Origin of the sequence: Saccharopolyspora sp. NPDC050642 (assembly GCF_040654735.1) — a bacterium.
GTDB classification, from domain to species: Bacteria; Actinomycetota; Actinomycetes; order Mycobacteriales; family Pseudonocardiaceae; genus Saccharopolyspora; species Saccharopolyspora elongata.
Map to the genome: position 1 here is coordinate 138,764 of NZ_JBFAIN010000009.1, position 24,669 is coordinate 163,432.

Below are 24,669 nucleotides of genomic sequence, written 5' to 3' on the forward strand. Positions count from 1 at the left end.
CCTCCGGATCAATGCCGTGGCAGAGTCTGGTCATGGAAAACGCCCGTCCCGCATTGCGGCTGGTGACCGAACCGTCGGCGGCATCGGCACCCCGGACGCTGGGCGCCGTGGAGCTCGTGCCCGGCCGGGTGCGCGCGGCGCTGCTGGACGTCTCCGGCACCGTGCTTCAGCGCGCGGAAGCGCCGTACTCCCCGACGGCCGACAGGGGCGAGATCGACGCCGCGCTCGGAAGCGCCGTCGAGGCCTGCTTCCGCGGCACCCGGCCGCTGGGCGTGGGCGTGGCCGCGGCCGGGCTCGTCGACCCGGACCGTGGAACGATCATCGAGGTCAACGACGTGCCCGCGCTCCACGGCTATCCGGTCACCGATGTCGTGGGCGGCCTCGTCGGTGTTCCCGTGCACGTCGAGCACCGCGCCCGCCTGCAGGTGCTCGGTGACCGGTGGTTCGGCCCGGGCCGGGGCAGGAAGGCGTTCGCGTCGGTGTCGACCGGGGACGTGCTCGGCGTCGGATTGTTGTACGACGGCCAGGTGGTCGCCCCGTCCGGTGGTCGCAGCGGGGCCCACATGACGGTCGCCGCGAGCGGCGAGCAGTGCACCTGCGGCGCGCACGGCTGCTGGAAGACCGTGGCCACCACGCGGTGGCTGCGCGCCCGAGCGGCTTCCGCCGGGCTCGGGGACGCAGTGACGCTGCATTCGTTGGCACAGAGCGCGGATCCGACGGCCATCGCTCTGATCGACGAGTACGCGGCGAACCTCGCGCTCGGGTTGGTCAACATCCAGCAGCTGTTCGCCCCGGGCCTGTTCGTCCTGCACGGCGAAGCGCGGCAGGGCGGCGAGCGGTTCCGGAAGCGGATCGAGCAGCGGCTGAGGGTTGACTCGACGTGGACGACCGGGGAACGCCCGCAGGTCCTCGTGAGCGAGACCTCCGACGACGAGGTCGCCCTGCTCGGCGGCGCGGGCCTGGTGCTGTCGCACGGCTAGCGCCGCACCGCGAGTCGCGGACTGGTTTTCTCGCGGTTTCGCGCGAAATCGCCGCTCGGCACGCGTGGAGAACGGCGGTTTCGCCCGAAACCGCCCACCTCCCGGAGATTCGGTATCGCGGTCGAGGTTCAAGCGCTGGTCTCCTCCGCTCGGCGCGTCGCACGCCTGCGCCGGGCCAGCCGCGGATCCGGATGCGGCACGGCGTCGAGCAGTTCGCGGGTGTAGGAGTGCTGCGGCGACCGGAACAGCGACTCCGCCTCGCCCACCTCGACGATCCGGCCGTAGCGCATCACCGCCACCCGGTCGGCGACCTGGCGGACCACGGCGAGGTTGTGCGACACGAACACGTAGGTCAGGTGCAGCCGATCCTGCAGGTCCGCGAGCAGGTCGAGGACCTGGGCCTGCACCGACACGTCGAGCGCGCTCGTCGGTTCGTCGAGCACCACCACGCGCGGCTCCAACGCGAGAGCGCGGGCAATGGAGATCCGTTGCCGCTGGCCGCCGGAGAACTCGTGCGGGTACCGGTCCTGGACGTCCCGGGCCAGGCCGACCGCTTCGAGCAGGTCGCCGACGCGTTCCCGCCGCCGCGCCCACCCCTTCCGCCCGCGGGCCTCGGGATCGTGGGTGACCAGCGGCTCGGCCACGATCTCGGTCACCCGCATGCGCGGGTTCATGCTCGAGTACGGGTCCTGCAGGACCACCTGCATCTGCCGTCGGACGTCGCGCAGTCGCGCGGGGGTCAGCTCGGCGAGGTCCTGCCCGTCGAAGTGCACGCTGCCCGCGGTCGGTTCGGCCAGGCGCAGCAGCAGGCGGATGAGCGTGGTCTTGCCCGACCCGGATTCGCCGACCAGCGCGAAGGTTTCGCCTTCGGCCACCGACAGCGAGACGCCGTCGACGGCGACGACGCCACCGGCGAACTCCTTGCGGATCCCCTCCAATTCCAGCAATGTCATGCCAGCTCCAATCGCGGGGTGGCCCGCAGCAGCTGCCGCGTGTAATCCTCCGCCGGGTTGTCGAAGACGTCCTCCACGTCCCCGGTCTCCACCACGGCGCCGCGGTTCATCACCACGACGCGGTCGGCGACCTCGGCGACCACCCCGAGGTCGTGGGTGATCATCAGGACGGCCATGCCGTGGCGCTCCTGCAGGTCGAGCAGGAGGTCGAGGATCTGACGCTGCACGGTGACGTCCAGCGCCGTCGTCGGCTCGTCGGCGATGAGCAGCCGCGGACGGCCCACCAGCGCCATCGCGATCACCACGCGCTGCCGGAGGCCGCCGGAGAGCTCGTGCGGGTACTGCCGCGCACGGCGTTCCGGGTCCGGGATGCCGACCTCTTCCAGTCCGCGGATGGCCGCCCGCCGGGACTCGCCGCGCGCGGTGCTCTGGTGCCGCCGGAGGACTTCGGCGACCTGCTCGCCGACCCGCTTGAGCGGGTTGAGGCTGGTCATCGGGTCCTGGAACACCATGGCGACGTCGTTGCCCCGGATGCGCCGCATGTCGCGTTCGGGCAGCGCGAGCACGTCGCGGCCGTCGAGCAGGACCTCGCCGCCGGTGTAGACGCACGGCGGAACCGGGTTGAGGCGCAGCACCGACGAGGCGGTCACGCTCTTGCCGCTGCCGGATTCCCCGACCATGGCGAGGGTTTCGCCCGCGTCCAGCCGCAGGCTCACGTCGCGGACGGCGGCGACCGTCTCGGTCGCCAGCGCGAAGTCGACGCAGAGGTTGTTGATCTCCAGGAGAGCGTTCATCGGCGGTACGCCTTCGGATCCGCGACGTCGCGCAGGGCGTCGCCGGTGACGTTGATGGACAGGGAGGTGAGCATCAGGGCGAGCCCGGGGAAAACCGCGACCCACCAGGACGTGCCCAGGTACAGCTGACCGTCGGAGAGCATCGCGCCCCAGGTGACGATCTCCTTCGGCACGCCGAGCCCGAGGTAGCTCAGCGACGACTCGGCGACCACCGCTGCGGCGACGTGCAAGGTGCCGATCGTGGCCAGCGGCGCCATCACGTTGGGCAGCAAGTGCCTTCGCATGATCGTGAGATCGCGGACGCCGATGGCGCGCGCCTCTGTGATGAATTCGCGCGTCCGCAGCGAAAGCACCTCCGACCGGACGACGCGGGCGTAGGCGACCCAGCCGGTGAAGCCGAGAACGAGGATCACGTACCACAGCCCGGAACCGAGGAACCCGACGATGGCCAGCGCCAGCAGGATCGACGGGAACGCCAACTGGACGTCGGCCACCCGCATCAGTACCCGGTCCAGCCACCCGCCACGGAAGCCGGCGACGAGCCCGGCCGCCGCCCCGATTACCCCAGCCAGCAGTGCGGCGCTCGCGCCGACCAGCAGCGAGACGCGCGAGCCGTAGATCACCCGCGACAGCACGTCGCGGCCGAGCTGATCGGTGCCGAGCAGGTGCGCGGCGTCTCCCCCGGCCAGCCACGCCGGTGGCCGGAGACGGACCAGCAGGTCCTGCGCGTTGGGGTCGTGCGGGGCGATCAGCGGCGCCAGCAGCGCGGCGGCGACGATGAGCGCCAGCACGCCGAGCGCGACGACGGCGAGCTGGTTGCGCAGCAAGGACCGCGCCATCACGAATCCCGTGGCGCGCTTGGACGTTTGCACGGTGGTAGCTGTCATCGGCTTGTCCGCACTCTCGGGTCCAGCAGGCTGTAGGAGAGGTCGACCAAGAGGTTGACCAGCACGAAGGTGGCGGCGAAGAACAGCACGGTGGCCTGCACCAGCGGGAAGTCCCGGTTGGCGATGGCCTCGACCGTGAGCCGCCCGATTCCGGGCCAGGAGAACACCTGCTCGGTCAGGATCGCGCCGCCCAGCAGGCTGCCCACTTCCAGGCCGATCACCGTCACGACCGGCAGGGACGCGTTGCGCAGCCCGTGGGAGAACACCACACCCACCGGCCCGAGCCCCTTGGCCCGCGCGGTCCGGATGAAATCGGAGCCGAGCACCTCGATCAGCGAGGAGCGCAGCAGCCGGGCGACGACCGCCACCGAGTAGACGGCGAGCGTGATCGCGGGCAGCACCAGGTGGGCGAACGAGCCGTACCCCGACGCCGGCAGCACCTGCAGCTGGACGGCGAAGACCAGGACCAGCAGGATGCCCACCCAGAACGGCGGCGTCGACTGTCCGATCAGGACACTCGCCATGACGCCCGTGTCGCTCGCCTTGCCGCGCCGCAGCGCGGCGATGATCCCGGCCGGAATGGCCAGTAGTAGTGTCACCGCGAGCGCTCCGGCGGCGAGTTCCAGCGTCGCGGGCAGCCGCTCGAAGAGCACCTCGCGGACCGGCTGGTCGTAGAACAGCGACGTGCCGAAGTCCAACCGCGGCAGCCCCCACAGGAAGTCGAGGTACTGCGTCAGCAGCGGCCGGTCCAGGCCGAGACTGGTGCGCAGCGTGGCCTCCTGCTCGGCGGTGGCGTCCGGCGGCAGCAGTGTCTTGACCGGGTCGCCGGAGAGCCGGACTAGGAAGAACGACACGGTCGCGGCGCCCCACAGCACCCCCAAAGCGGTGCCGAGGCGGGCCGCCGCCGCCCGCAGCGGACTTCTGTGGCGACGCCTGATGGCGAGCTCAGACATCGGTGACCTCCGCGCTATCCATGCGCAGCGAGCCGACCGTACCCGGTGTCCATCGTGGACGCTTGTTGCGCGCGTAGATGTTGTCCAGCTGGTAGAGGGGCACGAACGGCGCTTCGCGCTTGATCAGCCGTTGCAGCTCGCTGAAGGCGCGCTGGCGATCGGCGGGATCCACGGACAATTCCTCGGCGTCGATCAGCCGGTCGGCCTCGGCCGAGGTCCACCTGCTCTGCCGGCGGTCGCTGCGCACGATCGACTGGAGCATGCTGGAGCCGTCCATCGTCCAGACCGTGCTCGCCGACAGGTACATCGGGCCGAGGGCGCGCCGGTTCTGCGAGGTCCGCAGGGCGGTGTAGGTGCCGGGGTCGTGCAGCTGCACCCGGGCCCGGATGCCCGCTCGGGCCAGCAGCCCGGATATCGCCTCGGCGATGTTGGCGTCGGCGTTGGACGCGGCGAGCGTCGTGTCGATGCCATCGGGGTGCCCGGCATCGGCGAGCAGGCGGCGGGCCAGGCCGACGTCGCGTGCGAAGGGCTCGACGGTCGCATCGAACCCGAAGGCTCCATCGGGGACCATGGCCGGGACCGCGCGGCCTTTGCCGTCCAGGACGGCTTCGATCAGCTGCGGCACGTCGATGGCGTGGTTGAGCGCCTGCCGGACCCTGCGGTCCCGCAACTGCGCGTCTTCGGTGTCGAGCGACAGGTACGACGTGCGGATCCCGGGATTGCTGTCGATCACCACCCCGGGGTAGCCGGCCAACTGCTGCGCGGCGTCCGGGGTGAGCCCGGCGACCAGGTCCACCTCGTTGCTCTGCAGCGCGGCCAACGACGAGGCCGGGTTGGGGACGGGCCGGAAGACCAGCTCCGCCAGGCTTGGTGGACCATTCCAGTGGCTCGGGTTGGCGCGCATGCGCAGCTCGTGGTCCCGCCGCCAGGTGGCGAAGCGGAAGGGGCCGGTGCCGATGGGCGCTCGGGCGAACTCCTCGGCCCCGAACTGGTTCAGGTAGGCGGGCGGGACGACGACGCCGCCGAACAGCGAGAGCTTCGCGGGCAGGATCGGATCATGCTGGGTGGTGTGGAGGTCGACGGTCAGCGGGTCGACGACCGAAGCCCCTTCCACGTAGCGCAATTCGACGATCGGCGAGCGCGTCCCCGGGTCGAGCACCCGCTCGATGCTGTACTTCACGGCGGCGGCGTCGCACGGCTCGCCGTTCTGGAAGGTCACGCCGGGGCGCAGGTGGAACCGCCACGTCAAGTGGTCCGTCGCCGCCCACGACAGCGCGAGGCCGGGTGCGAGCCGGTTGTCCGCCCCGCGGGCCGTGAGGGTGTCGAACATGTTGATCAGGATGTTCATGGACACCATGTCGCCCTGCTTGTGCGGGTCCAGCGTCGTGGTGTCCTCCGCTTGCGCCACGCGCAGGACGTTGCCGACCCCGCCCGTGGCGGTTGCGCACCCCGCGAGCAGCGCCGGGACGGCCAGGGCCGACGCGGCCCGGCCGCCGAGGCGCAACGCGTCGCGGCGCGACAGAGGCCGTCCGGGCACGGGCCACCCCGAAAGGAATCGTTCCATTGAATCGAACCTTCGTTCCGTCAGATGGAATGCGTGTTAAGCTAAGCGACATGGTGAAGGCGGTCAACCCTCAGTCGAGCGGCCCCGAACGCGCCAAGGGCCCCGTGGACAAGGCGCTGGACCTGCTCGGTGCGCTCGTCCGACCAGGCGGCCCGCACCGGCTCGCCGACATCGCGCGGCAGACGGGCCTGACCAAGCCGACGGTGCACCGCCTGCTTCAGACGATGGCCGAAACTGGCTTCGCGGCAGCAGAAGGCGGCGCCTACCGGGTCGGCCCCCGGCTGCTCGCCATGGCCGCGGCGGCGCTCGCCGACAGCGAGGAGATCCAGTGCGTCCGGCCGGTCCTGGCCGATTTGCAGAGCCGGACGGGCCAGACAGTGCTTTTCGCGGTCCGCCAAGGCGCGGAGGCCCTGTACGTCGAGAAGGTCGAGCCCGCGCACGGCTACCGGATGACCTCACGGGTCGGCGGCGAGGTGCCGCTGTACTGCACGGCGGTCGGACGCGCCATCCTGTCCGCGCTGCCGGACGACGACGTCGCGGAGATCCTCGGCGGCGAACCTCTTCCTGCTCGCACTCCCCGGACCCTGACCGATCCGGCGGCCATCCGCGAAGCATCGGCGAGCGCGAGCGGCTACTTTGTCGAGGACGAGGAGTACGAGCTCGACGTGCGCAGCATCGCCGCGCCCGTGCTGGACCGCGATGGCCAGGTGTTCGGCGCGATCGGCCTGTCGGGCCTGACGTTCACGCTCGACGACGCCAGCATCGAGGTGTTCGGCCCGATCGTGCGCGCCACCACGGGCCGGGTTTCCGCTGCTCTCGCGGAAAATTCGCCTGGCCTCGGAGTGATCAAGGGCGGGCGGGATTGAGCGAGCTGGCACGGATCCTGGCGGAAGCCCGCGACCGGCGGGTGTTCTCCGGGGCGGCGTGGTCGGTCGGCAGCCCGGACGGTGTGGTGGACTCGGGGTGGATCGGGTCCCGCTGGTGGGGCGGTCCGGGACTGAACGGCGAGGACCTGTGGGACCTGGCCTCGGTGACGAAGCCCGTTGTCGGCCTCGCGGTCATGGCGCTCGCCGAGCGCGGCGCGCTCGGGATCGAGGAGACGATCGCGGACCACCTCCCCGAATACCGCGGCGGCGACAAGGCGACCGTGACGATCGGCCAGCTGCTCGCCCACACTTCCGGGCTGCCCGGAAAAGTGCCGCTGTACCGGGACAACCCCACCCGCGAGGCGCTGCTGCGCGCCGTGCGGAACCTGCCGCTGCGCGCTGCGCCGGGCGAGCGCGTGGAGTACTCGTCGCAGGGTTTCATCATCCTCGGCCTGATCGCCGAAGCGGCGGCGGGCAAACCGCTCGACGCACTGGTGGACGAGCTCGTGTGCACCCCGATCGGCATGACCCGAACCGGGTTCAATCCTCCTGCCGCGCAACGGAAAACAGCCGTCGCGACCGAGAAGTGCCCGTGGCGAGGCCGGGTCGTCAGGGGCGAGGTGCACGACGAGAATGCCGTCGTCCTCGGCGGAATCGGGGGCCACGCCGGTCTTTTCGCTCCGCTGTCGGATCTGGAACGCCTGGGCCGAGCGCTCGCCGACCACGGGACGGGCCTGCTGTCGCCGGACACCTTCGCCCGCATGACCGCTTGCCACACCGACGGGCTGGCGCTTCGACGCGGCCTGGCCTGGCAAGGGCTCGACCCGTCGGTATCACCCGTCGGTCAAGCGCCAGGGCCAGATTCCTTCGGGCACACCGGATTCACCGGCACGAGCATCTGGGTGGACCCGGCGACGCGGCGCTACTTCGTGCTGCTGACCAACCGAGTGCACCCCTCGCGCGAGAACGCGGCGATCGAGCCGGTGCGCCGCCGGTTCCACGACGCCGCAGTCGCCTTCTAGAATTCGCTCCAGACCATCGGTAGAAAAGGAACGCTGCATGACCAAGCAGGAGATCCGCACCGACGCCGCGCCGCGACCGGCAGGTGCGTACAGCCAGGGCATCGTGGCCGGCGGCTTCCTCCACACCGCCGGATTCGGCCCGAAGAACCCGAAGACGGGCGAGGTGGCCGAGACGGTCGGCGAGCAGACCGCCCAGGTCCTGCGCAACGTCCAGGCCGTGCTCGCCGAACAGGGCCTCACCCTGGACGACGTGGTGAAGTCGACGGTGCACCTGCAGAACCTCAAGGCGGACTTCGCCGAGTTCAACGCGGCCTACGAGTCGTTCTTCACCGCCCCGTACCCGGTGCGCACAACGGTCGGCTCAGACCTGATGAACATCCTGGTCGAAATCGACGTAGTCGCAAAACTCCGCGACTGAGCACGACCTTCCCAAGAAAGTCCGCGACACTGGCTACGCGGAGGCCACCGTCCGCACCATGACCAAAGTGTTGTCGATGATGCTCATCGATGCCGCGGAAGCAAAACTCATCACCACAACCCCGTTCGCACCCGCCGACGCGGCAAACGCCCACGCACGAAACGACAAGAACGCCTCTGGGCCACCCCCACCCAAGTCGTTCAGATCGCCGACCAAGCCGCCGCACTCGTCGGCCCCTGGGCCGCTGCATTGATCGTCACCGCCGCCTGGACCGGCGCCCGCTGGGGCGAACTCGCCGGACTCCAACGCCACAACACCCACCTCGACGACGGCCACATCGTCATAGACCCCGACATCGGCGCACTCCACGAAATCAACGGGGGACTGTAAGTTCTGCGTGGTGGACAGGCAGGTGGTGGCCGAGCTGGTCAAGCGTGCCCAGGCCGATGGGGTGGCCATCGGTGGCGAGGGTGGGCTGATGCAGCAGCTGACCAAGATCGTGCTGGAGTCGTCGCTGGAGGGCGAGATGGACGCCCATCTGGGTTACGGCAAGCATGACCCGGCCGGTCGTAACGGGGAACTCGCGGAACGGGACGCGGTCGAAGACGGTGCTGACCGAGGCCGGTCCGGTCGAGATCACCGTGCCTAGGGACCGGGATGCCTCGTTCGAGCCGAAGATCGTGCGTAAGCGGCAACGCAGGCTCTCGCGACCACGAGCCCACCGGGCGGGTCATCGAGTACCTCCAGTCCCAACCGGTGCTGCGAGCCGGCGGCCGGAGCACCACGACCTGGAGTTCGGGTCCGTCTCCTTCCGGCACGGCACCCGCACCGTGATCGACGACCTGTCGTTGTCGGTACCTGCGGGGCAGCGGCTAGCCGTGGTCGGGCCGTGGGGTGCGGATAAGAGCACATTGCTGCAGCTGCTCGCGCGGTTCGACGACGTCGACGCGGGCGTGGTGCGCGTGGGCGGTGTCGATGTGCGCGCGACCGACACCGAGGTGTTGATCGCGCAGATCGCCATCGTCTTCCGGGACGTCTACCTCTTCGACGGCACCATCGAGGAGTCGCTGTCGGCGTACGCGCGCCAGTTCCTGGGCCAGATGGACAAGCCGGACGTGGAAGTCATCGAGGGCCTCTCGCCTGCGGTGTCGATCGATCAGAAAGCCACCAGCCACAACCCGCGGTCGACGGTGGGCACGGTCACCGAGGTCTACGACTACCTGCGGCTGCTGTACGCCCGCGTGGGCGAGCCGCACTGCCCGGTCTGCGGGGAGCGGATCAGCAGGCAGACCCCGCAGCAGATCGTCGACCAGGTGCTGGCCCTGCCCGAACGCACCCTGTGGGGTTCCAGAAGTTGGCCCGCGTGTCCGACCTGCGGCTATCGCTGCGCTCGCCGGGCAGGGCATGATCGCGAACCGTGTCCCTGCGTCTGGTTTATCTGATCTTCATACGGCTTGTGGGCTGGCTGGTGTTGCTCGGCCGCTCGTCGGTGTCGAAGGACGTCGAACTGCTGGTGCTGCGTCACGAGGTGGCCGTGCTGCGCAGAACCAACCCGAAACCCCGGATGGACTGGGCCGACCGGGCGGTCTTCGCCGCGCTAATCCGGTTGTTACCGAAGGTGCTGCGCGCGAACCGGTTGGTCACGCCAGGCACGGTGCTGCGCTGGCATCGTCGTCTGCTTGCCAGGAAGTGGACATATCCACACCGCATCGGCCGCCCGCCCGTCGATGACGATGTCGCCGATTTGATCGAGCGCATGGCCAAGGAGAATCACACCTGGGGATACCAGAGGATCCAGGGTGAGCTACTCAAGCTCGGCTATCGAGTGGGCGCCTCGACGATCCGCCGCGTTCTCAAGCGATTGCGCATCCCTCCAGCACCGACCCGGTGCACCGACACGACCTGGCGACAGTTCCTGCGCGTGCAGGCCTCGACCATGCTGGCGTGCGACTTCTTTCACGTGGACTGCGCGGTCACCCTCAAACGGGTCTACGTGTTCTTCGTGATGGAGGTCGGCAGCCGGTGTGTGCACCTGCTGGGCGCGACCACGAACCCAGACGGGGCGTGGACCGCTCAGCAGGTCCGCAACCTGCTGATGGACCTCGGCGATGGCGTCACCGAATTCCGGTTCCTCGTCCGGGATCGGGCCGGTCAGTTCACCACGTCGTTCGATGCGGTCCTTGCTGATGTAGGTATCCGCGTCGTCAAGACTCCCCCACGCTGCCCGCGGGCGAACTGTTTTGCTGAACGGTTCGTGCGCACTGTCCGAGCCGAACTCACTGACCGCCTGTTGATCTTTGGTGAACGGCACCTGCGTGCGGTGCTTATGGAGTACATCCGACACTACAACGGGCGCCGGCCGCACCGTGCCCGCGAGCTTCGGCCACCACGGCCGAGTTACCCAGTTGCAGACCTCGACAGTGAGCGGATCAAACATCGACCGGTGCTTGGCGGCTTGATCAACGAGTACGAGCGCATAGCTTGACGTCGCAGGTCAGGCATAGGGAGCCGATTTCTGGAACCCCACAGGCCCCATTTTGCTAAGTTCTGGCAACACGAGGCGGGTTGATAGTGTGCAAGTCCGTCCTCGGACACAGTCGGTCACTCGCCTATAACCATGGAGCTTGTCCAAGGCCAGCGTTCACCACACCCGATGGGCAGGCGTACAGATGGCCAACAACCTGATGATCCAGCTCGCCCGGATGATGGCCATCGAGGACCAGACCCACATCTCCGCGTGATCAGTGCCAAGCGTCCAGCGCACACCGAAACCACCCACGCGGGTGAACAGCTACGCCTCCCACAACGCGACCCCATTTCGCACCCGCGAAACCGATCCTCCCAAAATCCTCCCAAAAATGCCGAAAAATCGAGACGGCACCCGTCGGGACGATTACACAAGATCCACAAGCAGGCATGAAAAAGCCCGCTGACCTGCACTTATGTGCCATGTCAGCGGGCTTTCCCGCGGTCGGGCTGACAGGATTTGAACCTGCGACCCCTTGACCCCCAGTCAAGTGCGCTACCAAGCTGCGCTACAGCCCGTTCTTTTGTTTTTTGCCCCTCTCGGGGCGTGTCGTTAGCTTACCGCACCTCCGGATGGGCGATCATCGGGGCCCTCCGGTTGACGTTTTTGCTGGTCAGAGCTTTGCCAGGTCGTCACCGCCGCCGCGAGCGACGTCGTCCAGGCCGCCAGGATCCGGGCTCCCTCCTCCCCCGTCGCCCCTGCCGGGTCGCCCAGGACGCCGTTGGTCGTGGCCGCCCGGAGCCCTCCGGCACGGAGCGTGTCGATCAGGTTCGGTAGTGGCGTCGTGTTGCCCCGCTCCGCTCTGGCCAGGTGCACCGCTTGCGGGCGCAGCGCCAGCATCACCGAGGTCTCTGTTCGGCCCGCGTGGGTGTCGTCCGGCCTTCCCGTCGGCGCCCAGGCGAGCACTCGGCGGCCTTCCGCTCGTAGCTTCCCCACCGCTCTGCGGACCGGTTCGGCATTGCCGCCGTGGGCCGACACCAGCACCACCCCCGCGAACGCGTCCGCCGAGCGGACCAGTTCCACTAGCAGGTGTTCGACCGCTTCCTGACCGATCGACAGCGTGCCCGGGAAGCCCGCGTGCTCGCCGCTGGAGCCGTAGGTCACCGCCGGTGCCACCACGACCTGGTGCTGCTCCGCCAGCCGGGCGCAGAGCGCCTCCGCGATCTCGGTGTCGACGGTGAACGGCAGGTGCGGGCCGTGTTGTTCCGTCGCGCCGACCGGGACCGCGAGGATGCTCCGAGCGGCGATCGAGGCGACCTCCGGCCAGGTCAGGTCCGTCAGGGCCGTCATCGCGACACCTGGACGCTGCTGCGGCCGCCGCGATCCGTCAGGAATGGCAGCAGCGACGCGGGGCTGCGGGAGCGCAGGGCGCCGCGCGCGACACCGCAGCCGTACGCCAGGTCGTCCGCCGTGCGCGCCAGGCACCAGCGGATCGGGTCGAGCGGGGGCCTCTTGCGCGCCCAGTCCAGCAGGTTCCTGAGCAGCACCAGCGCCAGCACCGCTCGGCCGCGACGGCTGAGCAGCAGCACCGGGACCGCCACCGGTGCCCAGGCTCGTCCGATCGCGTCGGCGAAGACCCGGCCGGCGCCGAGATTTCCTTGTGCTGCCAGGCGAATCGCTTCGTGGGCCGGGATGCCCAGCTTGCCGAGCTTGCGGGTCAGCAGGGCCGCCGCTGCGCTTATCACGGCCAGCCCTGCTCCCGATCTGCCCGCGAGGATCAACGCCCAGGCCACCGCGCTCCACAGCGATGCCCGCACCGGGGCGACCGCGTCGCCGTGCCGCTGCGCCAGGGGGCCTGCCGAGGTTCCGTAGTCGAATCGCTGGCGCAAAAGGGCCGTCCACCGCGGGCGCGGCGCGTGGTCGACGACGGCTGCCGGTTCGTAGCGGACCAGGTGTTCCCCGGCGATCAGGCGCCAGATCAGGTCGACGTCCTCGCCGAAGCGCATCTCCTCGTCGAAGCCGTCGAGCTCGCGCAGCGCCGACGTGCGGACCACCAGGGCCGCCGTGGGGACGTAGCTGATCCTGCTGCCTGGTCGTACCAGGCCCGGTTGGTCGCCGAGGTCGAGCGGCGACTGGGTGCTCTCGTAGCGGGCCAGCGCCGTTTTTCCGGGCGTGCTGCGGATTCTCGGTGCCACGGCCGCGACCGCCGGGTCTTCGAAGTGGCGGAGCAGCGGTTCGAGCCAACCCGGTTCGGGGACCGTGTCGGCGTCCAGGAACGCCACGAGCGGCGTTCGGGCCAGCCGCCACCCGGCGTTGCGGGCCGCCGCCGGGCCCCGGGCGGCTTCGTGGCGGATCGCGGCTCCCGGGATCGGCTGCCGGGAGCCGTCGTCGACGACGATGGCGGGCGCGTCGAGCGCCGCGAGCAGCCCGGACACGTCGCCGTCGCGCACCGGGATCACGACGGTCACATCGCTCGGCCCGTGCTGGGCCTGGTCGTAGCTCGGGTGCAGCATTCCCGCCCGGACGAGCCGCTGCGCCAGGGCCGCTCCGGCGGTCACCGGCTCGCCCGCGATCCAGCCGTCGACCATGGCCGCGCCGGCGGCGGTCAGCCGCAGCACCCGGAACGGCGATCCGCCGGCGAGCGTTCGCCCGCCGTCCCAGCGGCGCAGACCGGGGTCGGGCGCGAGCCTCGGCGTCATGCTGTGAATCCTCCGTCGGCGTGCACGACGGTTCCCGTGACGGCCGAGGCTCCTTCGCCGCACAGCCAGCACACCGCCGCCGCCACCTCGTCCGGCTCCAGCAGGCGCTCGACCAGCTGGTGCCGGCTGAACTCCTCGACGTCCGGCAGGTCGTAGTAGGCCGCGGTGGCGGTGAGCATGTCCGTGCGGGTCGATCCCGGCGAGACCGCCGTCGCCGTGATCCCGGTGCCGCGGAGGTCGGTGGCGAGGCCGCGGATCAGGCCGACCACCGCATGCTTGGCCGCGTTGTAGCCGGCGAGGTGGTAGAGACCGCGGTGCGCCGCCGAGGAGGCCAGGGCGACGAACCGGCAGGATCGGGGTTCGGGTCGTTGCAGCAGCAGCGGGACCGCGGCGCGGGCCAGGTTCGCCACGCCGCGGACGCCGACGTCGAACAGGGCGTCCCACTCGTCGTTCGAGGTCTCCCACAGCGGCCGCCCGCCCGCCATGACGGCGGCCGCCGCCACCGCCGCGTCCAGGCCGCCGAACTCGGCTTCCGCCACCGCGACGGCTCGCCGCACCGCGGCCTCGTCGCGGACGTCGGCCACGACGTCCCGCACGGACTCCGGCCACTCCTCCGCCAGCGCCCGGAGCTGCTCCCGGGTTCCCAGCGGGTATCCGGTGCCGGGGATGTCCGCGCAGATGTCGACGGCGACCACGCGCCAGCCGTCCGCGGCGAGCCGTCGCACGACCGCCGCACCGATGCCGCGTGCCGCGCCCGTGACCACCGCGACCCTGCTCATGGCGTCTCTCCCGTGATGTATCCGTGGCGCTTCAGGTAGCCCAGCAGTTCGTCGGCCGCTTCGGCGGCCGGCAGCGGGCCGATGACGGTCGGTGGCGTGCGGTCCTGCAGCGCGCCGGTCAGTTCGAGCATCCGGTCGTGCGCCGTCGCTCCCGCCGGGGCGGTCAATTCTCGCGCTCGTGGGCGGAGTGGGCTGGCCGAGACCACGCGTCGTGGCCGCTGCGGCTCTGCCGCGATCGTGCGGATCGTCGCCTTCTGGGCCGCCAGCACGGCAGGCAGGCTCGCTCGGCGGAGGCGCACTCCGGCGGCTTCGACCGAGACGACCGCTGGCGTGGGCAGCCGCAGGACCTCCCGGCTGCCGCCGTCGAGCCTGCGGTGCGCCAGCAGCGATTCGCCGTCGGTTTCGAGTTTGACGACGCCGAGCGCCTGCGCGGCACCGCGCCGGGCGGCGAGGAACGCGGGCGTCGTTCCGGTTCCGCCGTCGTCCGATCTGTCGCCGCAGAGCACGAGATCCGGTTCCGCGACCGCCGTTGCGATCGCCTTGGCCGTGTCCGCTCCATTGTGGACGAGGTAGCCGGGCTCCAGCTGGTCGTCCCGCGCCACGCGGATCGCCTCGTGCGCGCCCGCCGCCAGCGCTGCGCGCAGGCCCTCCTCCGCCGCTGCGGGCCCGACGGTCACCGCCACGACCCGGCCGTCGAGTTCTTCGGCGAGCCGGAGGCCGTGCTCCAGCGCCGCGTGTTCGGCGGCGTTGCCGCCCCGGTCTCCGGCGTCGAGCGCCCCGGTGAGCGGATCCACCCGGACCCGCCGCCAGGACCAGCTCAGCGCCACGACGATCTGCGGTCCCATGTCAGCCCTTCCGGAAGACCACGCCGTGCCCGCCGTCCGGGTAGGTCCAGGTGATGGCGCCGGCGGAGTTGCAGATCTGGTAGCAGGTGCCGCATTCGAAGCACTGCTCGTAGTTGAACAGGATGCCGCCGTCGCCGGTGGGCACGAACAGCTTCGCCGGGCAGGCGTGCACGCACGCCTTGGTGGTGCACGACCGGCAGATCTCGGTGTCCACGGTGATGTGCGGGCGCTCGCCGACCTGGAAGTCGACGGTGCCCATCCGGTCCTCGAAGGACACTTCCGGGTACTGGTGCATTCTCGCTGCTTCCTACTTATTGATCAAACTTGATCGTCAGTTGGATGCTTCGCTCTCCGCTGGCTGGCTGGAGTCCGGGATCGGCAGTCTGATCCGGTCGGCGATCGGCCCGTTCCTGCACGATGCTTTTCACCCGTTGGTAACGGGTGTGCGGGGTGATGTCGGGGTCACCCACTCGATGCAGGACGTTGATCGCTGCCGCGTGGTCTGCCTGCCACACCACCCCGCACCGTGTGCAGTGAAGCCGATCCCCGCTACGACACCCGAAGACACCGCAGCAGGGGGCGACTTGTGAGGTGTAGGCCGCGTTGACCAGCGTGAGCACAGAACCTCTGCGCTCCGACACGCTCGCGAGCGCCTCGGCGGTGACCCCCTTGGTCCACGCCGCCAAGCGCCGGTTGACATTCCGGCCACGCCGAGTGTGGCCGGTAAAAATCTTGGTGAGGTCTTCCGCCGCGATCAACGCGGCCTTGTCAACAACAGCATGCACCGCACAAAACGTGGCGGTGCGCACTGTCTGCTGCCAGCGGGACGAACGCCGCTCCCACTTGCCGGTCCCGAGGTTGTTGCTGACGATCCGGTCGGCTTTGGCGTGATCACCTGCTTCGCGGGCTTTCTCCGCAACCGATCGGATCTTCGCCCGCCTCGCGTTCTTCGTCTTCCGGAAGTCCGATTCGGAAGTCAGCTGTACACCGAGTTCGGTGCCGTGGTGCTGCCCATCGGAGTCGGTGAGGACTTCGGTGTAGCCCTTGTCCACACCGATCTCACGATCGCCAGCAGGACGCGCCGAGGACTTCATCACGGCGGTGTCGATCTGGTAGTGCACCTCGACCCGGCCGCTGCGCAGGATCAGCCGCAGCGTCCCCGACGGGGCTACCGTCGTGTTCAGCGGAATCCGCACCAGCTGGCGCCGCTGCAACCCAGGCACGGCAAGCCAGACGTCACCGTCTTCGGTCAGGGTGAATGTGCGGTACTGATCCGATCGAACCACGATCTGGTCGTGGGTACGGTTCCGGCCACGCTTCCACTGCTTGCGCATCTGCCGCGACAGGAACGGATCCTCAGCCCATGCATCGCGTTTGAGTGCGGTGTACATCCGCTTCTGCTCTGCCTGATCCGAGGTGCGCCGGGGGATTGCTTTGCGTACGGCTGCTTTCGCAGCCGCCCGGTTGGCGGTGATGTCCGCGACCGCGTCCCGAACCGTTTCCTTCCACGCATTCGCCAACACACCGAACAACTCGGCCGTACCATCGGCCATCCACTGGTCACGGATCTTGCGATCGGACAGTCCGGCACTGCTGACCGAGCCGTAGCGCTGCCACACCTCGCTGCGAACACGCCCCAACCGACCGGCCTGCTCCGAAAGCTGCGCGCACTTGCCAGCGTTCAGATTCTGCGAGTACGCGATCCTGGTGACCTTCACCAGACCATCCGGTACCAACCGACGGTCTTGCGTCCCGTTTCGTCGAAGTTCGACTGCAGAACCTTCCACACGTCGGCACCGGTGAAGTACCAACGTCCGGCAGGGCCAGATCGAACGGTGACGCGTCCTTTTTGCTCCTGCCGGTGCGCAGGGCCGACCGAGCGACCTACCGTCCGCGCGAATTTGCCTGTGGGGCACGTCCCGTCCATCATTTCCAACAATAATCAACAGCGAACGAGAAACACGCACCAGGTCGCCTCTCCTCAGCCGAAGACTCGGAGGCCGGCCCAGGCGTCTGCGGCGAGTTGCCGCAGCCGGACGCCGTGCTTGGCGGCCGTGCGCCGGAACAGCTTGCCGAGGCCGGGTTTCGGTTCCGGGTTGCGGACGGTGAAGACCTCCTGCGCGAAGTCGCAGAGCAGCCGCGGGTACTGGCGCTGGACCCGGTCGGAGAGGACCAGGTGCGGGGCGCCCTGCAGGTTCTTGTGGTCGGTCAGCACGAAGTTGCCCTCCAGCCGCTTGCGGTAACCCGCGAGCCGGGTGGGATCGCCCGCGGCGATGGCTTCGGCGGCGGTGCGGCCCGCGGCCAGGCCGGAGCCGATGGCGAAGTTGACTCCTTCCAGCCAGATCCCGGCCGCCAGGCACATCGCGGCCGCGTCGCCGGCGACCAGCAGACCGTCGGCCTGCAGCGGCGGCATGCTTCGGTAGCCGCCTTCCGGGATCAGGTGCGCGGAGTACTCCTTCAGCTCCGCGCCCCGCAGGTAGGGTGCGATCGCCGGGTGCGCTTTGAGGTCCGCGAGGACCTCCTCGGGGCGCCGCCCGGAAGCAGCCAGGCCGGTCAGCGACAGCACCACGCCGATGCTGACCGTGTCGCGGTTGGTGTAGAGGAAGCCGCCGCCGGGGATGTCGCCAGTGCAGCCGACGATCTCGAAGTCCGCGCCTTCGTCGCCGCTGAGCCCGAAGCGCTCCTCGATCGCCCTGCGCGGCAGTGAAAGGGTTTCCTTCACGCCGAGGGTCTGGTGCTCGGGGTCCGTCTGGAGCAGCAGGCCCGCCTGCTTCGCGAGGAACGAGTTGACGCCGTCGCAGGCGATCACGAGCTGCGCCCGGATGTCGCCGTCGGGCCGGTCCGTGCGGACGCCGATCACGCGCCCGGCGGCGTCGCGCAGCAGCTCGGTCGCGACCGTGGAGGTCACCAGCTGCGCACCGGCCGCCACCGCCTTGCCCGCGAGCCACGCGTCGAAGTCCGCGCGGTAGGTGGTCATGCCGTTGTACGGCGCGCTCCCCCAGTCCTCGGTGCGGAAGTCGACGGTGAGGGCCTGGGTCGGGGTCATCATCATGGTGCTGCGGCGGGTGACCCAGCGCTGCACCGGGGCCTCTTCCCACCAGCGGGGCAGGACTTCGTCGAGCACCCGGCCGTAGACGACGCCGCCGTAGACGTTCTTCGCGCCGGGGAACGGCCCCCGCTCCAGCAGGATCACGCTGCGCCCGGCCCGCGCCAGCTCCAGCGCCGCGGACGCGCCGGCCGGGCCCGCCCCCACCACCACGGCGTCCACTTCGGAGTGTTCAGGCATCGGCGGCTCCGTTCAGTCGGCGCGCCAGTTCGCGCAGGACCTCGGGCGCGTCGGCGACGATGCCCAGGTCGGCCAGCGCGGTCATCGGGCAGGACGGGTCGGTGTTCACGCTGATCACGTGCGCCGGGCGGCCCAGGCCGCCGACGTGCTGCGTCGCGCCGGAGACGCCGAAGGCGACGTAGAGGTCGGGGTCGACGACGACGCCCGTGGTGCCGATCTGGCGGTCGTGCCCCGCCCAGCCGGCGTCGGTGATCACCCGGGTGGCGCCGGCGGAGGCACCCAGGGCGGCGGCCACGCCGGTCAGGGTCCGCATCACCGCCGAGCCGTCCTCGCCTGGGCGCACGAGCCCGGCCCCGCCGCCGAGGATCCGCTTGGCTTCGGCGAGTTCGACCGTTTCGGGTTCCGGTTCCAGGACCTCGACGACCTCGGCGTCGAGCACCGCGGGCAGGATGACGGTCAGCTCGACCGGTTCCGGTGCGGGCACCGGCTGCGGCGTGCCGCGCACGCCCGGGATCAGGGTGACCACGGCCGGTTCGTCGAGTGCGACCCGGACCTCCAGCGAATCGTCCAACCTGGACAGATCGGCGTGCTCCGGGGTGCACCGGGTGGCGCCGGCGAACAGGGGCCGTTCGCTCTGGAAGGCCAGCCGGGCGGCGATGTCGCGCCCGTCCGGCGAGGCCGGTAGCACCACGACGGGGACCTCGGCGATCAGCGGCGCAAGCACCGCGGCCAGCGCGCCGGGCGCGATCACCGGGACTTCCGCCGCCCAGATGCGCCGGGCCGCGGTGAATGTGCGAGCCGCTTCCCTGGTGCCGGTGCCCACGACGAGGACCGCGCCGCCGCATTCGGCCGCGGCCTCCTCGGCGCCGCCGGGCAGCGCGCCGCCGCGGACGATGACGACCGCGAGCATCTCCGGACGTCCGTTCACAGGCCCACCGCCACTCGATGTCCTTCGACGACCGCGGCGTGCGCCCGGCGCGGCGCGATGCAGTCGCCCACCCGGTGCACCGCGAACGGGGATTCCCTGAGCTCGTGCCACAACGCGTCTTCCGGGGCCTGGTGCGTCGCGCACACGACCCAGTCGAAGCGGGCTTCGGCCATTTCCCCGGTGGTGTGCTTGAGGATCTGCAGCACGACGCCGTCCGGTCCGGCCGCTGCCGACATCACGACCTCGTCGGTGGCCTGCTCGATGCCCTTCGCGTGCGCCCGGACGTTGAAGGTCTCCATGTCCAGCGTCACGCCGAGGTCCTGGCAGACCACCATGCCCGGCGTGGAGATCCGCACCCGGCAGCCCCGGTCGGCCAGCAGTTCGGCGATCGAGGACGCCTGGTGGAAGCCGAGCTCGTCGACGACCAGCACGTCGCCTTCCGGTGCCGCGCGGCCCTCCAGCACGTCGCGGACGTCGACGACCCGGTCGAGGCCGCCGGCCCAGTGCACCGGCTGCGGCCGGGCTCCGGTCGCGAGCACGACCACGTCCGGGTGCTCGTCGCGCAGCATCTCGGCGGTCGCCGCGACGCCGGTCTTGACGTCGACGCCGTGGCGTTCGCATTCGGCGCGCAGATTCCGCACCACGTCGAGGAATTCCGCTCGGCTGGGCACCGAGGCGGCGACCGCGACCTGCCCGCCGGTCGCCTGCTCCCGCTCGAACAGGGTCACGTGGTGGCCGCGTTCCGCCGCGGTCGACGCCGCTTGCAGGCCCGCCGGGCCGCCGCCGACGACCAGCACCCGCTTGCGGGCCCGGGGCATCGGCAGCGCCACCGCCTCGCGGCCGGTCCGCGGGTTCTCGATGCAGCCCAGCCAGCGGTTCAGGCCCATCCGGCCGACGCATTCCTGGTTGCAGGACAGGCAGGTCCGGATGTCGCCGCCGTGCCCGGAGCGGGCCTTGGCCGCGAAGTCCGGGTCGGCGATCTGGCCGCGCACGACGCCGACGAGGTCGCAGTGGCCCTCCTCCAGCGCCCGTTCGGCCTGCAGCGGGTCCTTGATCCGCCCGACGCCGACCACCGGCAGGCGCACGGCCCGGCGGATCGCGTTGGAGATGAACAGCGCGTAGCCCGGCGGGATCGCCATCGACGCCTCGATCATGTAGAGCGTCGAGGTCGCCACGCCGATGGAGGTGTTGATGTAGTCGACCTTGCCGGTGGCCTCCACCATCCGCGCGACCTCGACCGCCTCGTCGATGGTGGTGCCACCCTCGATCAGCTCGTCCCCGCACAGCCGCACGCCCAGCGCCCGCTCGGGTCCGAGCGCCTCGCGCACCGCGTCGATGATCTCCAGCAGGATGCGGGCCCGCCCGGCCAGCGATCCGCCGTAGGAGTCGGTGCGCTTGTTCGTGGCGGGGGAAAGGAAACCGCGCACGATGGACGAGTGCGAGCACTGCAGCTCGACGCCGTCGAACCCGCCTTCGGCGCAGTGCCCGGCGACGGTGCCGTAGCCGGCCACGACCTCGGCGATCTCGCGGGTGTCGATCGCCTTGGGCACCTCCCGGAACATCGGGTCCGGCACCGCGGACGGCGCCCACACCGGCAGGCGGGAGTACATCGACGACGCCTGCCCGCCGTTGTGGTTGAGCTGGGCGAAGATCGGCACTCCGTGGGCGTGGACCGCCTCGGTGATCCGCCGGTACCCGGGCACGACCGACCGGTGGAAGCCGTGGATCAGCTTCTCGTACGGCCAGTCCGTCGGGTGCGTCGAATGTTCTTCGGTGATCACCAGGCCCGCGCCGCCGGCGGCCCGGGCGGCGTAGTAGGCGGCGTGCTGCTCGCTGGGCAGGCCGTCCTCGGCGTAGTTCGTCAGGTGCGCGGAGAACACGATGCGGTTGCGCACGGTCACCGGGCCGATCCGCAGCGGGGAGAACAGGTAGCGGGTCATCGCACGCCTCCCCCGACCAGCGCGGTGATCTCGTGGGCCGCGCGGCGGCCTTCGAGGATCGCTTCGTGGATCGTCCTGGGCGCCACGCAGTCGCCCGCCCGCGGCCACCCGGCCAGGTCGGGATTGGGCAGCCTATGTCCACAGTGGATGACCGAGGCGCAGGGCAGGGTTCGGCGCTGGGCGGTGAAGATGTCCTCCAGGACCACGTGGTCGGGGTGCACTTCCCGCAGCAGCGAACGCTTCTCCAGTCGCACCCCGGCGCGCTGCAGCCGGCCATTGGCGTCCGCCAGGTCGCCGGTGAGGGCCAGCTGCGTGCCCACGACCTGGTCCTGCGTGACGATCACCGCGTCCCGCCCCTGTCCGGCCAGCAGCTCGGCGACCCCGACGCCGACGGCGTCCCCGACCGGGTCGTACACCACCACCGGCCCGTCCGGCACGGCGTGGTGTTCGAGCAGGTCGACGACGTCGATGACCAGGCCGCCGCGGTTCTCGTACGCGCGCGGCCCCGGGACCGAGCCGATCGCCACCAGCACGTCCCGCCTGGTGCCGACCAGGTCCGCCTCGGTGACCTCGGTGCCGAGCGTGACTCGCACGCCGAGCCGCCGCACCTCGGCTTCCAGCCAGTCGACGATCCGGCGCAGCCGACCGCGCCCGCCGACCTCGGCGGCCCACAGCGCGGCACCGCCGAGCCGATCGTCCTTCTCCACGATCTCGACCTCGTGCCCGCCCTCGGCCAGCACCCGCGCGGCTTCCAGCCCGGCCGGGCCGCCGCCGACGACCAGCGCCTCGCGCCGTGCTGCGGGCGCGGGCTCGGGGGCGCTGCTCTCGTGCCCGCTGAACGGCTCGCCGATGCACGAGACGATCGGGTTCCGGTTGTCCCGGACGCGGCACTTCTGGTTGCACAGCACGCACGGCCGGATCCGCTCCGGATGACCGGCCCGGACCAGCTCGACCAGCCGCGGCTCGGCGATCTGGGCGCGCGTCATCTCGACGAGGTCCGCGACGCCGTCGTCCAGCGCCTGCTGCGCCTGCTCCGGCTCGACGACGCTGCCCTGCAGCGCCACCAGTGGTCGTGAGCGCTCGTTCCGGTCCTTACCGGAGACTTCGCGGATCTGCCTGCAGAGGTCGGTGTTGAAGCCGGGCTCGGTGTGCAGGTCTGGCCGCGTCGCCGAGGTCCCCATCGCGGAGCCGCGCACCACCACGAGGTAGTCGATCCGGTCCGCCACGGCTTCGACGATCCCGGCGGCCTGCTCCGGGGTGATCCCCGCCCAGGGAGCGAGCTCATCGCAGGACAGCCGCAGCCCCACCACGCGATCGCCGACCGCGCGACGCACTGCATCCAGAACATCGCGCAGCAGCAGCGTTTTGTCCTCGCCGTAGGCGTCCGCGCGCTGGTTCGTGAGCCCCGACAGGAACTGGCGGAGCAGCGAGTACTGACCGGCTTCGATCTCGACGCCGTGCATCCCGGCCCGCACGGCCGATTCCGCCGCATCGGCGAAACCTGTTACCAGCTCGTCGATTTCGCCCCGCTCCAGCTCCATCGGCAGCTCGCGGCTGGCGACGTCCGGCACCCAGGACGGCGCCCACAGCGCGTTCTGCGAGAACGCCGAAGATCCCTGCGAGCCGGCGTGCCCGAGACCCGCGAGCACCACCGCGCCGTGCGGCCGGCAGGCATCTGCGACGGCCCTCCAGCCCGCGCCGCACTCCGCGGCGAGCGGAGCGCGCTCGTAAGGCCAGTCGGAGGCGTGCACGCTCGCCGTCTCGGTGACGATCACGCCCGCGCCTCCGGCCGCCCGCGCCGCGTAGTAGGCCACGTGGCGGTCGGAGATGCCGCGGCCACGGCCCAGATTCGTCTCGTGCGGCCCGAACAGGACCCGCGACGGCGCGGTCACCGCGCCCAGCCGGACGCCGTCGGTCAGCTTCACAACTGGCTCGCCAAGGGGCTGGAGTCGCACGGTTTGGCGGGCATCGAAGGCATGCCCAGCCGGACCTTCCGCGAGGACCGCGAGTGGTCCTGCGACGCCTTCGGCAGACCCGAACGGTCCACAACGGACAGTGCCGTCCGCCCGTGGCCCTTCACGCACTCCGGGTCGGGACCGTCCAGCGGCAGGCCGGTGAAGAACTTCGCCGCCATGCAGCCGCCCTGGCAGGCATCGAACGCCGAGCACGACCGGCACGCGCCGCCGGACTGCGGCTGCCGCAGCTCGGTGAACAGCTCCGATTCCCGCCACACCCGGTCGAATCCGCCGGTCTCGCGGACGTTGCCCGCCTTGAACGCGTCGTGGATCGCGAACGGGCACGCGTAGACGTCGCCCACCGGGTCGATCAGGCACACGACGCGGCCCGCGCCGCACAGGTTCAGCCCGGGCAGGGGCGTGGAGCCCAGCGCGTTCAGGTGGAAGAAGGAGTCGCCGGTGAGCACCTGCTCGCCGTGCTCGACCAGCCACGAGTAGATCTCGTGCTGCTGCGCGTCGGTCGGGTGCAGCTCGTCCCACACGTCCGCCCCGCGCCCCGACGGGCGCAGCCGCGTGATCCGCAACTGGGCGCCGAACCGGTCCGCGATCGCCCTGAAGTCGTCCAGCTGCGACACGTTCTGCCTGGTCATCACCACCGAGATCTTGAAGTCCTTCATCCCGGCGGCGGACAGGTTCTCCAGCGCGCGCATCGCCATGTCGAACGAGCCCGGGCCGCGCACGGCGTCGTTCACCTCGCGCGTCGCGCCGTCCAGGGAGATCTGCACGTCCACGTAGTCGGTGGCCGCCAGCTGCTCGGCGCGCTTGCGGTCGATGCGCAGGCCGTTGGTGGAGAACTTGACGCCCACCTGGTGCTCGATGGCGTAGTCCAGCAGCTCCCAGAAGTCCGGGCGCACCGTCGGCTCGCCGCCGCCGACGTTGACGTAGAACACCTGCATCCGCTGCAGCTCGTCGATCACGGCCTTCATCTCGGCCGTGCTCAGCTCGCGCGGATCGCGCCGCCCGGACGACGAAAGGCAGTGCTCGCAGGCCAGGTTGCAGGCGTAGGTCCACTCCCAGGTCAGGCAGATCGGGGCGGCCAGCCCGCCCTTGAACTGCTCCACCAGCGAGGGGACGGGCGCCGGTTCGACAGCAGTCACCTTCGACTCCACTCGTTCGGGCAGCACCGGCGCTTTCGCGCGAAACCGGCGCCTTCGGTGCGGGACCGCGGCGTTTTCGCGCGAAAACGCCGCCTTGGGTCTGTTTTTAAGCGGCGGCAGCCGCTTGCGGTGAGGAACTCGGCTTGCACCGCCGCGGGTTCTCAGACTGTGCCCGC

23 protein-coding genes, 1 tRNA gene and 3 pseudogenes are annotated in these 24,669 nt (G+C 70.5%); 10 read left to right on the forward strand and 17 right to left on the reverse strand.

The annotated features are described in order from the left end of the window. The first annotated feature begins 32 nt into the window (after nt 1-32). Complete coding sequence (locus AB0H93_RS16855) at nt 33-980, forward strand: ROK family protein (protein WP_358573181.1); 948 nt, start codon at nt 33-35, stop codon at nt 978-980. 128 nt (nt 981-1,108) lie between these two features. Here AB0H93_RS16855 and AB0H93_RS16860 read toward each other — a convergent pair whose 3' ends face one another. The 5 genes from AB0H93_RS16860 to AB0H93_RS16880 are packed head-to-tail and all read right to left on the reverse strand — an operon-like array spanning nt 1,109 to nt 6,104. Continuing rightward, the gene (locus AB0H93_RS16860; RefSeq protein WP_358573183.1) at nt 1,109-1,933 is read right to left on the reverse strand and encodes an ATP-binding cassette domain-containing protein; all 825 of its coding nucleotides are present in this window, start codon (nt 1,931-1,933) and stop codon (nt 1,109-1,111) included. Next, nucleotides 1,930-2,727, reverse strand: coding sequence for an ABC transporter ATP-binding protein (locus tag AB0H93_RS16865; RefSeq protein WP_358573185.1), 798 nt, complete (start codon nt 2,725-2,727; stop codon nt 1,930-1,932). The genes AB0H93_RS16860 and AB0H93_RS16865 overlap by 4 nt, the downstream gene beginning before the upstream one ends. After that, nucleotides 2,724-3,614, reverse strand: coding sequence for an ABC transporter permease (locus tag AB0H93_RS16870; protein ID WP_358573187.1), 891 nt, complete (start codon nt 3,612-3,614; stop codon nt 2,724-2,726). The genes AB0H93_RS16865 and AB0H93_RS16870 overlap by 4 nt, the downstream gene beginning before the upstream one ends. Next, nucleotides 3,611-4,567 carry an ABC transporter permease gene (locus AB0H93_RS16875; protein ID WP_358573189.1) on the reverse strand — a complete coding sequence of 319 codons (957 nt, stop codon included), beginning with the start codon at nt 4,565-4,567 and terminating at the stop codon, nt 3,611-3,613. Before AB0H93_RS16875 ends, AB0H93_RS16870 begins: the two co-directional genes overlap by 4 nt. Further along, the gene (locus tag AB0H93_RS16880; protein WP_358573191.1) at nt 4,560-6,104 is read right to left on the reverse strand and encodes an ABC transporter substrate-binding protein; all 1,545 of its coding nucleotides are present in this window, start codon (nt 6,102-6,104) and stop codon (nt 4,560-4,562) included. The genes AB0H93_RS16875 and AB0H93_RS16880 overlap by 8 nt, the downstream gene beginning before the upstream one ends. A gap of 77 nt (nt 6,105-6,181) precedes the next feature. Here AB0H93_RS16880 and AB0H93_RS16885 point away from each other — a divergent pair, with 77 nt between their 5' ends. The 9 genes and pseudogenes from AB0H93_RS16885 (at nt 6,182) to AB0H93_RS16925 (ending at nt 10,922) form a co-directional block, all read left to right on the forward strand. Next, complete coding sequence (locus AB0H93_RS16885; RefSeq protein ID WP_358573193.1) at nt 6,182-6,997, forward strand: IclR family transcriptional regulator; 816 nt, start codon at nt 6,182-6,184, stop codon at nt 6,995-6,997. Then, complete coding sequence (locus AB0H93_RS16890) at nt 6,994-8,019, forward strand: serine hydrolase domain-containing protein (protein WP_358573195.1); 1,026 nt, start codon at nt 6,994-6,996, stop codon at nt 8,017-8,019. Before AB0H93_RS16885 ends, AB0H93_RS16890 begins: the two co-directional genes overlap by 4 nt. Nucleotides 8,020-8,056: 37 nt before the next feature. Next, nucleotides 8,057-8,437, forward strand: coding sequence for a Rid family detoxifying hydrolase (locus tag AB0H93_RS16895; protein ID WP_358573197.1), 381 nt, complete (start codon nt 8,057-8,059; stop codon nt 8,435-8,437). A gap of 58 nt (nt 8,438-8,495) precedes the next feature. After that, nucleotides 8,496-8,690, forward strand: coding sequence for a hypothetical protein (locus tag AB0H93_RS16900; protein ID WP_358573444.1), 195 nt, complete (start codon nt 8,496-8,498; stop codon nt 8,688-8,690). Next, the gene (locus tag AB0H93_RS16905) at nt 8,687-8,827 is read left to right on the forward strand and encodes a hypothetical protein (RefSeq protein WP_358573446.1); all 141 of its coding nucleotides are present in this window, start codon (nt 8,687-8,689) and stop codon (nt 8,825-8,827) included. The genes AB0H93_RS16900 and AB0H93_RS16905 overlap by 4 nt, the downstream gene beginning before the upstream one ends. A gap of 31 nt (nt 8,828-8,858) precedes the next feature. After that, nucleotides 8,859-9,144 (forward strand): annotated as a pseudogene (locus AB0H93_RS16910) (transposase); the annotation flags it as partial. Further along, nucleotides 9,118-9,477, forward strand: a pseudogene (locus AB0H93_RS16915) (ATP-binding cassette domain-containing protein); the annotation flags it as partial. The pseudogenes AB0H93_RS16910 and AB0H93_RS16915, both read left to right, overlap by 27 nt. 21 nt (nt 9,478-9,498) lie before the next feature. Next, nucleotides 9,499-9,774 (forward strand): annotated as a pseudogene (locus AB0H93_RS16920) (hypothetical protein); the annotation flags it as partial. An 80-nt stretch (nt 9,775-9,854) separates the two neighbouring features. Continuing rightward, entirely contained in the window at nt 9,855-10,922 is a 1,068-nt protein-coding gene (locus tag AB0H93_RS16925) for an integrase core domain-containing protein (RefSeq protein ID WP_358573201.1), read from the forward strand. A 486-nt stretch (nt 10,923-11,408) separates the two neighbouring features. On the opposite strand, the gene AB0H93_RS16930 is transcribed toward AB0H93_RS16925, so the two are convergent. The 12 genes from AB0H93_RS16930 to mftC all read right to left on the reverse strand — a co-directional run bounded on the left by AB0H93_RS16930 (nt 11,409) and on the right by mftC (nt 24,493). After that, nucleotides 11,409-11,482: transfer RNA gene (locus AB0H93_RS16930), tRNA-Pro, on the reverse strand. A gap of 34 nt (nt 11,483-11,516) precedes the next feature. Then, nucleotides 11,517-12,254: a mycofactocin biosynthesis peptidyl-dipeptidase MftE gene (gene mftE / locus AB0H93_RS16935; protein ID WP_358573203.1), complete on the reverse strand. Its 738-nt coding sequence runs from the start codon at nt 12,252-12,254 to the stop codon at nt 11,517-11,519. Continuing rightward, a complete protein-coding gene (gene mftF, locus AB0H93_RS16940; RefSeq protein WP_358573205.1) occupies nt 12,251-13,603 on the reverse strand; it encodes a mycofactocin biosynthesis glycosyltransferase MftF in 1,353 nt (450 codons plus the stop codon). The genes mftE and mftF overlap by 4 nt, the downstream gene beginning before the upstream one ends. Next, the gene (locus tag AB0H93_RS16945; protein WP_358573207.1) at nt 13,600-14,382 is read right to left on the reverse strand and encodes a mycofactocin-coupled SDR family oxidoreductase; all 783 of its coding nucleotides are present in this window, start codon (nt 14,380-14,382) and stop codon (nt 13,600-13,602) included. Before AB0H93_RS16945 ends, mftF begins: the two co-directional genes overlap by 4 nt. Further along, a complete protein-coding gene (locus AB0H93_RS16950; RefSeq protein WP_358573209.1) occupies nt 14,379-15,227 on the reverse strand; it encodes a mycofactocin-associated electron transfer flavoprotein beta subunit in 849 nt (282 codons plus the stop codon). The genes AB0H93_RS16945 and AB0H93_RS16950 overlap by 4 nt, the downstream gene beginning before the upstream one ends. A 1-nt stretch (nt 15,228) precedes the next feature. After that, nucleotides 15,229-15,522 (reverse strand): 4Fe-4S dicluster domain-containing protein, encoded by a 294-nt coding sequence (locus AB0H93_RS16955; protein ID WP_207954835.1) that lies wholly within the window; start codon nt 15,520-15,522, stop codon nt 15,229-15,231. Nucleotides 15,523-15,538: 16 nt separating this feature from the next. After that, nucleotides 15,539-16,945, reverse strand: coding sequence for a transposase (locus AB0H93_RS16960; protein ID WP_358573212.1), 1,407 nt, complete (start codon nt 16,943-16,945; stop codon nt 15,539-15,541). A 263-nt stretch (nt 16,946-17,208) separates the two neighbouring features. Continuing rightward, complete coding sequence (locus AB0H93_RS16965; protein WP_358573214.1) at nt 17,209-18,513, reverse strand: FAD-dependent oxidoreductase; 1,305 nt, start codon at nt 18,511-18,513, stop codon at nt 17,209-17,211. Next, nucleotides 18,506-19,441: a mycofactocin-associated electron transfer flavoprotein alpha subunit gene (locus AB0H93_RS16970; RefSeq protein ID WP_358573216.1), complete on the reverse strand. Its 936-nt coding sequence runs from the start codon at nt 19,439-19,441 to the stop codon at nt 18,506-18,508. Before AB0H93_RS16970 ends, AB0H93_RS16965 begins: the two co-directional genes overlap by 8 nt. Beyond that, on the reverse strand, nt 19,438-21,381 hold the full coding sequence (locus AB0H93_RS16975; RefSeq protein WP_358573218.1) for a mycofactocin system FadH/OYE family oxidoreductase 2: 1,944 nt from the start codon (nt 21,379-21,381) through the stop codon (nt 19,438-19,440). Before AB0H93_RS16975 ends, AB0H93_RS16970 begins: the two co-directional genes overlap by 4 nt. After that, a complete protein-coding gene (locus AB0H93_RS16980; protein WP_358573220.1) occupies nt 21,378-23,306 on the reverse strand; it encodes a mycofactocin system FadH/OYE family oxidoreductase 1 in 1,929 nt (642 codons plus the stop codon). The genes AB0H93_RS16975 and AB0H93_RS16980 overlap by 4 nt, the downstream gene beginning before the upstream one ends. Next, a complete protein-coding gene (mftC, locus tag AB0H93_RS16985; RefSeq protein ID WP_358573222.1) occupies nt 23,303-24,493 on the reverse strand; it encodes a mycofactocin radical SAM maturase in 1,191 nt (396 codons plus the stop codon). The genes AB0H93_RS16980 and mftC overlap by 4 nt, the downstream gene beginning before the upstream one ends. Nucleotides 24,494-24,669 lie beyond the last annotated feature (176 nt).